Raw genomic sequence first — 12,114 nt, 5'->3', positions numbered from 1 at the left:
ACCGATGCGCAGCCTGATCGAGACGCCACGCGGCCGCAAGGGCCGTGAGTTGCAATCGTCGGGCGAGTTGCCATCGGTGTTGCCTTTGCTGGATGCCGAAGAACGCGCGGCCCTGTTGCGTTGGGCACGCGGCGAGGCCGTCACGCGCAGCCGTGAGGTCTTGCTCAAGGAGGCCGGCAGCGCTGGCCTGTCCATTGAAAAAGCCGAACGCCTTTGTCAGCGCCTGCTGCAGGAGGGCTGGGTCAGCCTGCGCGAGGAACTGAGCGGTGGCAACTGGTTGTGGAAATTCCTGAGCTGGCGCGATCTGCGCCAGCTGCAATCCTTGCTGGGCATTGCGCATGCCGGTCAACGCCAGCAGGAACGCGAGGCGCTGCTGGCGCAATCGCGGCGCTGGCTGGAACTGCGCACGCAAGCCAGCGCATCGGTGGCGCTCGATCCTGATCTGCTGGATGAACTGATGGCGGCTCTCGATGCGCTGGAGGCCGACAAGAGCTTGCGCCGCGAGCTGCTGGCCGACCGCCTGGGTTTGCTGGAAGCGATCGCTTCCTGGCACGACAGCGGCCAGCAGGGATTGCGCCGCAACTTCGCCTTGCATGCACGCGACCTCACCAAGGCCCTGAGCAACAGCGAATGGCGCTGGCTGGATTCGATGTTTGATCTTGAACGACTCGGCATCGCCAACTTCGCGCAAGTGGGATGGCTGGCCGGTGATCTGGTGCTGTCATGGCAAGCGCGCAGGGTGGAACTGGCCCCTCTGCATTGCCTCGGGTTGCCGCTGGAGGACCTGCAGCGTTGTGACCGCATCACGCCGCCGCAACGCTGGTGGCTGATCGAGAACCGTGCCAGTTTCGAACACCAGGCGCGCCAGCGTCCGCTTGGGGTGGCGCTCCTGTGGATGCCGGGGCGGCCCTCGGCGGCCTGGCTGAATACGGTGTCGCATCTCCTGCTGTTGGCACCGGCACCAGCCTGGATCAGTGCCGATGCCGATCCCGCAGGGGTGGATATCGCCTGCACGGCAGGGGCGCGCTGGACCCGTGCCGGACTGGCGTGGGAACCGTATCAAATGGGTTTGGCGCAGTGGGAAAACACCAGGCAGCGCTGGCCGTTGAACGCGCATGACCATCGTTTGCTGACGACCCTGTTGGCAAGGAAGGAGTTGCCGGAGTCTTTGCGGTCCTTGTGTGTGGCGATGCAGGCCGAAGGACGCAAGGCCGAACAGGAAGCCTGGCTTTAGCCGGGCACTCCGGTCTCCGCTCTGCAGGACCTGCGCAGTCAGGAGACTTGCCCGCTGTGCAGGAAATTATCCTCAAACAAACTGCCGTTAGCGCATCTCGCGAATCATCCGCGCCTGCGGTGGCAGGAACTCCTCCGCTACCTCCGGCACATCGGCTTCCAGCAGTTGGTAGGCCACCGATTCACACCAGTGAATGCCGCGCGCCAGGGCCAGCGGCCGCGAGGGATAGCGGCCCGGCAGGGAACGTTTGGGGAAGAGTTTGCCGATGGTGTCATGACGGATTTCCACGCCGCTGACGAACCATTGTGCGTCATTGGCTGCACACCAGACCAGGAAGGTGAACGGGGAAGATTCGGCGGTAATTTCGTAACAGGAGACCATGTGAGTGCGTTGATCAGACACTAACAAAAATTCACATGGCCGCCATTATAGTGGCCTCCTGCAAAGCTCACACAAGCGCTCCCCGTTCACCCCTTGCCGGGGCTCCCGCTCTCAGGCCGCTTCGGTCAGGAACTGCACCACCGCCTGCGTGAAGGCACGCGGCTGTTGCTGGTTGGAGATATGGGCCGCATCAAATTCCACATACAGCGCACCCGGAATGGCGGCACGCATGAACTGCGCATCGGCCGGTGGCGTCGGCACGTCGCCGCTGCCGGCAATCACCAGCGTGGGCGCGCGGATGCCCGCAATCGCTTCCCGCAGATCATTGTCGCGCACCGCTGCGCAAGCGCCTGCATAGCCCTCCGCCGGCGTGGCCAGCAGCATGGCCGTCAATGCCTGCACTTGCTCCGGATGCTGTTCGGCATACTCGGGCGTGAGCCAGCGTGAAACGACCGCAGCGGCAATGGCCGACAGGCCATCACGCTGCACGGTCTCGATGCGGCTGTTCCAGGCCTCGGGCGTGCCGATCTTGGCACCGGTATTGCAGAGGATGAGCTTGGCCACGCGGTCCGGATGATGCACCGCCAGCCACATGAAGGTGCTGCCGCCCATGGAGAGGCCGCAGAAATGCGCTTGCTTGATGTCGAGCTGGTCGAGCAGGGCGATGACGTCGCTGCCGAGCTGGGCAATCGTGTAAGGACCGGGCGTGACCTCGGACTGGCCGTGGCCGCGCGTGTCATAACGCAGCACGCGGAAGTGCTTGCTCAGTTCGGGAATCTGCGGATCCCACATCGCCAGCGAAGTCCCCAGCGAGTTGGACAGCACCAGCACCGGCAAGGCTGCGTCACCGTCGAGCTGGTAATGCAGTTTGATTCCGTTCAGGGTTGCAAAGGGCATGAGTAAATCCTTGGCCCGCGCCACCGGGCGGTGGTGACGGGCGTGTGTGAATCAAAAAGCGTCAGATACGCCGGGAATCAGCCAATCTGCGCGATGGCCGAGGGATGCTGGGTCAGCGGAGTGACCGAAATGGTCATGAAGGGATAGAGCGGCAGGGCCGACAGGATGTTGTGCAGCTCATCATTGCCGGAGACGTTGAAGATGCTCACGTTGGCATACTGCCCGACCACGCGCCACAGGTCGCGCCACTTGCCTTCGCGCTGCAGCTTCTGCGACATCTCCTTCTCGTCTTTCTTCAGCTGATCGGCCACGGCCTTGTCGAGCGTTGCGGGAATGTTGACCTGCATTTGAACCATGAACAGCATGATGTGTGCTCCGTTGTCGTTATGGGTGGAATGTCGTGCAGCGCGCGCCCTGGTCGCGATGATGAACGCGGGGCGGGAAATCGTGATGTTCGATAAACGAACATAAATCCTTTGTTCGCACAAACGAGTGTAGGCGTCCGTGCGGGCAACTGTCAACTTGGGCAGACGGTTTGCTGCGCGTCAACTACGCGCAGGATGAGCGCTGGGGGCGCATCGTGATGGTCTCTCACTCGCGCCGTTCGGGATTCGGAAAACCGGTCGCCGGGAAGGAGCTGGTCTCGATGTCCAGCCAGGCCGGGCGTTCGGCATACATGTCGGCCACCAGTTGCTTGATGGCCTCGATGTACCAGGCATTGTCGTTGATGCGATGCGTGAGGATGATGGGGGAGGTTGCGCGCGGATCGTCGATGAGCCGGTAATGCAGGTCATTGCGCAGCCGCGCCGAGGCCGGGATCAGGCACAGCCCCGATTCGGCCGCCACCAGGCCCAGTGCGGTCTGGATCTCGCGCACCTCGTGCACTTCAGCCGGATGGATGTCCTGGTCATTGAGCAGGCTCAGGATGTGGTCGGCGAAACTGGGGCGCGGCTCCTTGGGATAGACGATCAGCTTCTGTCCATGCACTTCCTTGAGGCTCACGCGCTGATGGCTGGCGGCCAGCGGGAAAGAGGGCGGGATGGCCAGCACCAGTTTTTCTTCGCGCAGGACGATGCGCGCCACCGTCGCATCATTGCTGCGGATGCGCCCGAAACCGACATCGATGCGCCCCGACTTGAGGGCGGCGAACTGCTGCATCGAGGTCAGCTCCAGCAACTGGATGTCCACCTCCGGATAGTGCTGGCGCAGCTTGCGCACCAGCACCGGCAGGCCGCCATAGAGCGTGGAGGCGACGAAGCCGATGGACAGCGTCTGGCGCTGGTTCAGACCGATCTGCTGGGTGGCGTTCTTCAACTGCTCCAGCCGGTTGAGGATCTGCAGCGCCTGCTCGTAGAACACCCGGCCGGCTTCGGTCAGGCGCAGCGGTCGGCTGTTGCGCAGGATCAGCTGCACGCCCAGTTCTTCTTCCAGCAGCTGGATCTGGCGCGACAGTGGCGGCTGCGCAATGTGCAGCTGTTCCGAGGCGCGTGTGAAGTTGCGCGTATTGGCCACGGCCACGAAGTATTTCAGTTGTCTGATGTCCATGGCCGAAAATCATATCTCACAGAAACTAATGATGTCTAATCCTTTGATTTTTATAGGAGCCTTTATAAACTATATAAAAAAGGTATGAAACTAGACGAATTTGGTGTTGGCAATGGCAGGGCTTCCGGGTGTTCAATGCAGTCCATGGATACCCCACAACACCTTCACGCTGCGGCCCCGGCCCTGATCGACCGGGTCGAGACCTTCCTGGTCGATCTGCCGACCATCCGTCCCCATCAATTGTCGATGGCGACGATGAACGGGCAGACCCTGATGCTGGTGCGCCTGTACTGCTCCGACGGCACCGTCGGCGTGGGCGAGGGCACCACCATCGGCGGTCTGGCCTATGGTGCCGAATCACCAGAGGGCATGAAGCTGGCCATCGATACCTACTTCGCGCCGCTGCTGCTGGGCGCCGATGCCAGCCTGATCCCGGCCATCATGGCGCGCCTGAACAAGGCCATCCAGGACAACCGTTTCGCCAAGTGCGCCATCGAGACGGCGCTCTTCGATGCCCTGGGCCAGCGCACCGGCCTGCCGGTCTCGCAGCTGCTCGGCGGCCGCGCCCGCGAAAGCCTGCCGATCGCCTGGACCCTGGCCTCGGGCGACACCGCCAAGGACATCGACGAAGCCGAGCGCATGCTGGCCGCGCGCCGCCACAAGATTTTCAAGCTCAAGATCGGCCGCCGCGAAGTCGAGGCCGACGTTGCCCACGTGGCCGCCATCAAGAAGGCCCTCGGTGATCGCGGCTCGGTGCGGGTGGATGTGAACATGGCCTGGAGCGAACTGGAAGCCCAGCGCGGCCTGGCCGGCCTGGTCGATGCCGGCTGCGAACTGGTGGAGCAGCCGGTGGCCTCGGCCCCGGCACTGGCCCGCTTGAAGGGCAAGCACGCCATCGCCATCATGGCCGATGAATCGCTGACCGGTCCGGCATCGGCCTTTGCGCTGGCGCGCATCGGCGGTGCGGATGTGTTTGCGATCAAGATCGAACAATCGGGTGGCCTGCGCGCCGCCCAGCAGGTGGCCGCCATCGGCGACGCGGCCGGCATCGAGCTCTACGGCGGCACCATGCTCGAAGGCGCCATCGGCACCATCGCCTCGGCCCATGCCTTCGCCACCTTCCGTGAATTGCAGTGGGGGACTGAGTTGTTCGGTCCGCTGCTGCTGACCGAAGAAATTCTGGCCGAGCCTTTGCAATACCAGGATTTCCAGTTGGCCATACCCAACCGCCCCGGCCTGGGCATCGTGCTCGATGAGGAGCGTGTGCAATACTTCCGGCGCGACCGCAAGCAAGGGGCGACAGTGACAGCAGCGAGGCCGGCCACACTGGCCGGATAAAACAAGAAAACGCACTTCCCCAATCAACAAATCCAAAAGGAGACTCAACATGGCAGCCAAGATTTTCAGCACCCCCGAAGTCCAGGACTTCCTGCGCCTGGCCAGCGGCCTCGACACCGAAGGCGGCAGCCCGCGCACCAAGCAGATCGTGCATCGCATCCTGTCCGACCTGTTCAAGACCATCGAAGACCTGGAAATCACCTCCGACGAATACTGGGCCGGCGTGGCCTACGTCAATCGCCTGGGCGCTGCCAGCGAAGCCGGCCTGCTCTCGCCGGGCCTGGGCCTGGACCGCTTCCTGGACATGCGCATGGATGCCGAAGACGCCGCCCTGGGCATCACCGGCGGCACCCCGCGCACCATCGAAGGTCCGCTGTACGTGGCCGGTGCGCCGGTGGAGCAGGGCTTCGCGCGCCTGGACGATGGCAGCGACAAGAACGGCCAGACCATCATCATGCACGGCACCGTCTACGGTTCGGATGGCAAGCCCATGGCCGGCGCGCAGGTCGAAGTCTGGCATGCCAACACCAAGGGTTTCTATTCGCACTTCGACCCGACCGGTGAACAGAAGCCCTTCAACATGCGCCGTACCATCATCACCGATGCCCAGGGCCGCTACAAATTCCGCAGCATCATGCCGGCCGCCTACGGCTGTCCGCCGGCCGGCCCGACCCAGGGTCTGCTGAACCAGCTGGGCCGCCACGGCAACCGTCCGGCACACATCCACTTCTTCGTCACCGCCGATGGCCATCGCAAGCTGACCACGCAGATCAACATCGAGGGCGATCCGCTGATCTATGACGACTTCGCCTACGCCACCCGCGAAGGCCTGGTGCCGCCGCTGGTCGAGCGTACCGATGCGGCCAGCATCAAGGCCGAGGGACTGGAAGGCCCGTTCGCCGAGATCGTCTTCGACATCAACCTGACCTCGCTGGTCAACGGTGCCGACAACCAGGTCGTGGACCGTCCGCGCCTGGCCGCCTGATCGCCTGATCGTCCTGCGCCAGCCGCTGGCGCAGGCCAGCCTCATCCCCGCCGACTGCCTTGCCGCGATGGTTTCCCATCGCGACAGGCGGGCTGCACCCTGGAGAAAAGACATGACCACCCTTGCCGCCGACAAGTATGAAGAGGTCGAGCGCCTGCTCGACACCGCCCTGGACGAAGATGCCACCAACGGCATCTTCCGCTGCCGCCGCGACATCTTCACCAATGCCGACCTGTTCGAGCTGGAGATGAAGCACCTGTTCGAATCGAACTGGGTCTACCTCGCTCACGAGAGCCAGGTCCCCGAGATCAACGATTACTACAGCACCTGGATCGGCCGCCAGCCGGTGGTGGTCACCCGCGACAAGAACGGCGAGCTGCACGCGGTCATCAATGCCTGCGCCCACAAGGGGGCCATGCTGTGCCGTCGCAAGCACGGCAACAAGAGCAGTTTTACTTGCCCGTTCCACGGCTGGACTTTCTCCAACAGCGGCAAGCTGTTGAAGGTCAAGGACGAGAAGACCACCGAATATCCGGTGTCCTTCAACAAGAACGGCTCGCATGACCTGACCCGCGTGGCGCGTTTCCAGAACTATCGCGGCTTCCTCTTCGGCAGCCTCTCGGAAGACGTGCTGCCGCTGGAAGAGTACCTGGGCGAGACCCGCGTCATCATCGACCAGATCGTCGACCAGGCCCCCAATGGCCTGGAAGTCCTGCGCGGCAACTCCAGCTACCTGTATGACGGCAACTGGAAGATGCAGATGGAAAATGGTTGCGACGGTTACCATGTCAGCTCGGTGCACTGGAACTACGCCGCCACCATGAGCCGCCGCAAGGAAGGCGGCACCAAGGCCACCGATGCCAACAACTGGAGCAAGGCTGTTGCAGGCGTCTACGGTTTCGAGAACGGCCACATCCTCCTGTGGACCAATACGCTCAATCCGGAAGTGCGCCCGATCTGGAACCAGCGCGAAGAACTGGCCGCCCGCGTGGGCCAGGCGCGCGCCGATACCATCGTGGCCCAGACCCGCAACCTGTGCCTGTATCCCAACGTGTTCCTGATGGACCAGTTCGGCACGCAGATCCGCGTGGCCCGTCCGATCAGCGTGAACCAGACCGAGATCAGCATCTTCTGCTTCGGCCCCAAGGGCGAGAGCGCCGAAGACCGCCGCGTGCGGATTCGCCATTATGAGGATTTCTTCAATGTCTCCGGCATGGGCACCGCCGACGACCTGGAAGAATTCCGCGCCTGCCAGGCCGGCTATGCCGGATCGGCCGTGCGCTACAACGACATGAGCCGGGGCGCGCCGCTGTGGAAGCAGGGTCCGGACGAGAATGCGAAGAAGATGGGCATGAACCCCAAACTGAGCGGTGAACGCAGCGAGGACGAAGGGCTCTTCGTCTGCCAGCACCACTACTGGACCGAGCAGATGCGCAAGGCCGTCAGCAAGGAACGTGCGGCCGCAGAGCAAGGAGCACAAGCATGAACCAACCTGCCCAACTCGATGCAGTCTGCGCCTTCCTCTATCGCGAGGCGCGTTATCTCGACGAACGCCAGTGGGAATCCTGGCTGGAACTGTACGCCCCGGACGTCGAATACTGGATGCCGGCCTGGGACGATGACGACCAGCTTACCGAAGACCCGCAGCGCGAGATCTCGCTGATCTACTACGCCAACCGCGATGGACTGGAAGACCGCGTGTTCCGCATCAAGACCGAGCGCTCCAGTGCCTCCATGCCGGAGCCGCGCACCAGCCACATGATCGCCAATGTGGAGATCCTGGACGAGCACGACGATGTGGTTGAAGTGCGCTACAACTTCCATACGCTGTCGCACCGCTACAAGATCACCGACCAGTTCTTCGGCACCACCCTGGTCAGCTTGCGCAAGACCGAAGGCGGCTTCCAGATCGCCAGCAAGAAGATCGCCCTGAAGAACGACTACATTCGCCAGGTCATCGACGTCTATCACGTCTGACCAGCCCGCAGGAGACATGACATGAGCAGCTATCGCATCGCCCTCAATTTCGAAGACGGGGTGACCCGCATCATTCAATGCGGTCCCAAGGAGAAAGTCCTGGACGCGGCGTTTCGCCAACGCATCAACCTGCCCATGGATTGTTCGGACGGCGTGTGCGGCACCTGCAAGTGCCGCGCCGAAAGCGGGCAGTACGACCTGGGCGACGACTATATCGACGATGCCCTCAGCAGCGATGAAGCGGAACAAGGCCTGGTGCTGACCTGCCAGATGATCCCGCAATCCGATTGCGTGGTTGCCGTACCGGTGGCCTCGACCGCCTGCAAGACCGGCAGCGCGAAGTTCGGCGGCAAGGTGGCCGAGGTCACCGCCTTCGGTGAGGCAGCCTTCGAACTGGTGCTGGAGGTGGCGGCCGATGCACCGGCTTTCCTGCCGGGCCAATACGTCAACATCGCCGTGCCGGGCAGCGGCCAGCATCGTTCGTATTCGTTCAGCTCGCCCTCGGGGGCCACGCGCATGAGCTTCCTCATCAAGAACGTGCCGGGTGGCCTGATGAGCGGCTGGCTGGGCAAGGCCGCCACCGGTGATTCGCTGGAGATGACCGGTCCGCTGGGCAGCTTCTACCTGCGCCCGGTCGACAAGCCCGTGCTGATGCTGGCCGGTGGTACCGGGCTGGCGCCGTTCCTGGCGATGTTGGAAGAGATGGTGCAGCAGGGCGTGCAGCAGCCGGTGCACCTGATCTATGGCGTCACCCGCGATCAGGATCTGGTGCTGGTGGAGCGTCTGGAAGACATTGCGCAACGCCTGTCCGGTTTCAGCTTTACCACCTGTGTGGCCGATGCCGCAACGACTCATCCGCGCCAGGGTTACGTGACCCAGCACATGCCGGCCGAGGTGCTGCACGATGGCGCAGTCGATGTCTACCTGTGCGGTCCGCCACCGATGGTGGAGGCGGTGCAGAAGCACTTCCAGGCACAGGGCATCGCCCCGGCCAGTTTCCATTACGAGAAGTTCGTCACCAGCCAGCCTGTGGCGGTGGCGGCATGAGCGCAGCGCTCCCCCGCGCACGCTTCGCCGGCAAGGTGGCCGTGGTCACCGGCGCCGCCCAGGGCATCCTGCGCGGCGTGGCGCTGGGCATCGCGGCTGAAGGTGGCCAGGTGCTGATGGTGGACCGCGCCGGCTTCATTCATGAAGTGGCGATGGAAGCGCCCGAAGGACGGGCCACCGGCTTCGTCGCCGACCTCGAAACCCATGACGGCGCGCAGGCCGCCATGGCCCGCGCCATTGAACTGCATGGCCGCATCGACCTGCTGGTCAACGGCGTGGGCGGTGCCATCCGCATGCGTCCCTTCGCCGAATTCGAAGCCGATCAGATCGATGCCGAGATCCGCCGCTCGCTCATGCCCACGCTCTATGGCTGTCACGCGGTGCTGCCGCACATGTTGCGGGAGGGCCGGGGCACCATCGTCAATGTGTCCTCCAACGCTACGCGCGGCATTCGCCGGGTGCCGTATTCGGCGGCCAAGGGCGGCGTCAATGCCATGACCATGGCACTGGCCATGGAATATGGTGAGCAGGGCATCCGCGTGGTGGCCACCGCGCCCGGCGGTACCCAGGCACCACCACGCCGCGTGCCGCGCAATGCGCAGGGCGACAGCGCGCAGGAACAGGCATGGATGCAGGAGGCCGTGCAGCAGGTGACCGGCTCCACTTTCTTCAAACGCTATGCCACGCTGGAAGAGCAGATCGCACCGATCCTCTTCATGGCTTCCGACGAGGCCAGCTACATCACCGGGGCCGTATTGCCGGTCGCCGGTGGCGACAATGGCTGAGGCCCTTTTTTCCTCTTCATTGAACGGAGACACCATGTCTGAACGCCAGGCCATCATTCCCGAGGGAATGGAAGAGGTCTACGAAAAAATCGGTTATGCCCCCGGCGTATTGGTCGGCGATGTTCTCTACGTCTCCGGCCAGATCGGGCGCGGTCCCGACATGCAACTGGTGGAGCCGCGCGAAGCCCAGATCGTGCAGGCCTTCGAGAACCTCAAGCGAGTACTGGAGAAGGCCGGCGGTACCCTGGACGACATCGTCGATCTCTCTACCTTCCATACCGACATGCGCGATTTGCCCTTGTTCATCAAGGTGCGCAACCGCTACCTGAACGCCTATCCGCTGCCGGCCTGGACGGCGATTGGCGCGCACATGCTCGGCGGTGCGCCGGGCTACATCATCGAGATCAAGGCAGTGGCGCATCTGCGCAAGAAGGGACAGGCCTGACCCGCACAGGATTACTGCAAGAAAAACGCCGGGCATGACAAACACAAGAACACAAAACAACGCCAATCCCGCAAGACAAACGACAACGGAGGAGACCCATGAAGACCCAGGAAGTGAGCCAGATCATCGATGGCGCGCGTTTCACGCAATTCCACTGGATGGTGATGTGCCTGTGCGCATTGCTGCTGGTGTTCGACGGTTATGACCTGTTCATCTACGGTGCCGTGCTGCCGGTGCTGATGAAGGAATGGTCCCTGTCACCGGTGCAGGCCGGCGCGCTGGGCAGCTATGCGCTGTTCGGCATGATGTTCGGCGCCTTCGTCTTTGGCCCGCTGGCCGACCGCATCGGCCGCAAGAAGGGCGTGGCAATCAGCTTCGTGCTCTTCAGCGTCTCCACTTTCCTGAGCGGCTTTTCCACTTCGCCCACGGAATTCGGCATCTATCGCTTCATGGCCGGCCTCGGTTGCGGCGGCCTCATGCCCAATGCCGTGGCGCTGATGAATGAATACGCGCCCAAGCGCCTGCGCAGTACCTTGGTGGCCATCATGTTCAGCGGCTACTCGCTGGGCGGCGTGCTGTGCGCGGGCCTGGGTATCTGGATGCTGCCCAACTTCGGCTGGCAATCGATGTTCTTTGCCGCGGCCGTACCGCTGGTGCTGCTGCCGGTGATCCTGTGGAAGCTGCCGGAATCGGTCGGCTTCCTGCTGCGTGCGGGCAAGCAGGAGCAGGCCCGTGCCATGCTGGCGCAGGTTGCTCCGCAAGCGGTGCTGGGTGCCGATGTGGAGCTGGTACAGAGTGATGCCAAGGGCTCTGGCGCGCCGATGCTGGACTTGTTCAAGCAGGAGCGCACCCTCGGCACGCTGATGATCTGGGTTGCCTTCTTCTGCTGCCTGCTGATGGTCTATGCGCTCGGTTCGTGGCTGCCCAAGCTGATGGCCAGCGCCGGTTACAGCCTGGGGTCGTCGCTGTCCTTCCTGCTGGCGCTCAACTTCGGCGGCGTGGTCGGCGCCATCGGCGGCGGCTGGCTGGGAGACCGCTTTACCTTGCCCAAGGTGGTGGTGAGTTTCTTCGCGGTCGGCACGGTGGCCATTGCGTTGCTCGGCTTCAACAGCCCGACCCCGGTGCTGTACCTGCTCATCATCGTGGCCGGTGCCACGACCATCGGCACGCAGATCCTGCTGTATGCCAATACGGCCCAGTTCTATCCGCTGGCGATCCGCTCCACGGGTCTCGGCTGGGCTTCCGGTGTGGGCCGCTCGGGCGCCATCGTCGGCCCCCTGCTGGGCGGTGCATTGATGGCGGCCGCGCTGCCGCTGAAGATGAATTTCCTGGTCTTCGCCGTGCCGGGACTGGTCGCTGCATTGGCCATCGGCATCTTCCTGCTGCGCTATCGTCATGGCCAGCGTGCTGTGGCAGCGGAGACTGCGCCGACCGTGACCGCCACGCCGATCTCGCGCAGCGTTTAAGATCGTAGCCGGTC

General features: G+C 63.4%; 13 protein-coding genes. 9 read left to right on the top strand and 4 right to left on the bottom strand.

All coding sequences use genetic code 11. The annotated features are described in order from the left end of the window. Nucleotides 1-4: 4 nt before the first annotated feature. The gene (locus ACWHXP_RS13760; RefSeq protein ID WP_489635746.1) at nucleotides 5-1,234 is read left to right on the top strand and encodes a DUF2399 domain-containing protein; all 1,230 of its coding nucleotides are present in this window, start codon (nucleotides 5-7) and stop codon (nucleotides 1,232-1,234) included. Nucleotides 1,235-1,321: 87 nt separating this feature from the next. Here the strand turns inward: ACWHXP_RS13760 and ACWHXP_RS13755 are convergent, their stop codons facing one another. From ACWHXP_RS13755 to ACWHXP_RS13740, 4 genes are all read right to left on the bottom strand, one after another. After that, nucleotides 1,322-1,615, bottom strand: coding sequence for a hypothetical protein (locus ACWHXP_RS13755; RefSeq protein ID WP_489624928.1), 294 nt, complete (start codon nucleotides 1,613-1,615; stop codon nucleotides 1,322-1,324). A gap of 111 nt (nucleotides 1,616-1,726) precedes the next feature. Then, nucleotides 1,727-2,512, bottom strand: a complete 786-nt coding sequence (pcaD, locus tag ACWHXP_RS13750) for a 3-oxoadipate enol-lactonase (RefSeq protein ID WP_489635747.1) — start codon at nucleotides 2,510-2,512, stop codon at nucleotides 1,727-1,729. Nucleotides 2,513-2,589: 77 nt separating this feature from the next. Then, a complete protein-coding gene (gene catC / locus ACWHXP_RS13745) occupies nucleotides 2,590-2,877 on the bottom strand; it encodes a muconolactone Delta-isomerase (RefSeq protein ID WP_013233325.1) in 288 nt (95 codons plus the stop codon). Between the two features lie 226 nt (nucleotides 2,878-3,103). Beyond that, nucleotides 3,104-4,057, bottom strand: a complete 954-nt coding sequence (locus ACWHXP_RS13740) for a LysR family transcriptional regulator (RefSeq protein ID WP_039788858.1) — start codon at nucleotides 4,055-4,057, stop codon at nucleotides 3,104-3,106. A gap of 144 nt (nucleotides 4,058-4,201) precedes the next feature. Here ACWHXP_RS13740 and ACWHXP_RS13735 point away from each other — a divergent pair, with 144 nt between their 5' ends. The 8 genes from ACWHXP_RS13735 (at nucleotide 4,202) to ACWHXP_RS13700 (ending at nucleotide 12,100) form a co-directional block, all read left to right on the top strand. Next, a complete protein-coding gene (locus tag ACWHXP_RS13735; protein ID WP_121040285.1) occupies nucleotides 4,202-5,395 on the top strand; it encodes a muconate/chloromuconate family cycloisomerase in 1,194 nt (397 codons plus the stop codon). Between the two features lie 49 nt (nucleotides 5,396-5,444). After that, complete coding sequence (gene catA / locus ACWHXP_RS13730; protein WP_121038026.1) at nucleotides 5,445-6,380, top strand: catechol 1,2-dioxygenase; 936 nt, start codon at nucleotides 5,445-5,447, stop codon at nucleotides 6,378-6,380. 112 nt (nucleotides 6,381-6,492) lie between these two features. After that, nucleotides 6,493-7,866, top strand: coding sequence for a Rieske 2Fe-2S domain-containing protein (locus ACWHXP_RS13725; RefSeq protein ID WP_489635748.1), 1,374 nt, complete (start codon nucleotides 6,493-6,495; stop codon nucleotides 7,864-7,866). Beyond that, on the top strand, nucleotides 7,863-8,357 hold the full coding sequence (gene benB, locus ACWHXP_RS13720; protein WP_121038032.1) for a benzoate 1,2-dioxygenase small subunit: 495 nt from the start codon (nucleotides 7,863-7,865) through the stop codon (nucleotides 8,355-8,357). The genes ACWHXP_RS13725 and benB overlap by 4 nt, the downstream gene beginning before the upstream one ends. A gap of 21 nt (nucleotides 8,358-8,378) precedes the next feature. Next, nucleotides 8,379-9,404 carry a benzoate 1,2-dioxygenase electron transfer component BenC gene (benC, locus tag ACWHXP_RS13715; protein ID WP_489635749.1) on the top strand — a complete coding sequence of 342 codons (1,026 nt, stop codon included), beginning with the start codon at nucleotides 8,379-8,381 and terminating at the stop codon, nucleotides 9,402-9,404. Then, a complete protein-coding gene (benD, locus tag ACWHXP_RS13710; RefSeq protein WP_413459453.1) occupies nucleotides 9,401-10,189 on the top strand; it encodes a benzoate diol dehydrogenase BenD in 789 nt (262 codons plus the stop codon). The genes benC and benD overlap by 4 nt, the downstream gene beginning before the upstream one ends. Nucleotides 10,190-10,223: 34 nt before the next feature. After that, entirely contained in the window at nucleotides 10,224-10,634 is a 411-nt protein-coding gene (locus ACWHXP_RS13705; protein ID WP_134221705.1) for a RidA family protein, read from the top strand. A 98-nt stretch (nucleotides 10,635-10,732) separates the two neighbouring features. Beyond that, nucleotides 10,733-12,100, top strand: coding sequence for an MFS transporter (locus tag ACWHXP_RS13700; RefSeq protein WP_489635750.1), 1,368 nt, complete (start codon nucleotides 10,733-10,735; stop codon nucleotides 12,098-12,100). Nucleotides 12,101-12,114: the final 14 nt, after the last annotated feature.

This window comes from Herbaspirillum sp. Her2, from assembly GCF_057961375.1.
This window is presented reverse-complemented; position numbering and strand designations above follow the sequence as displayed.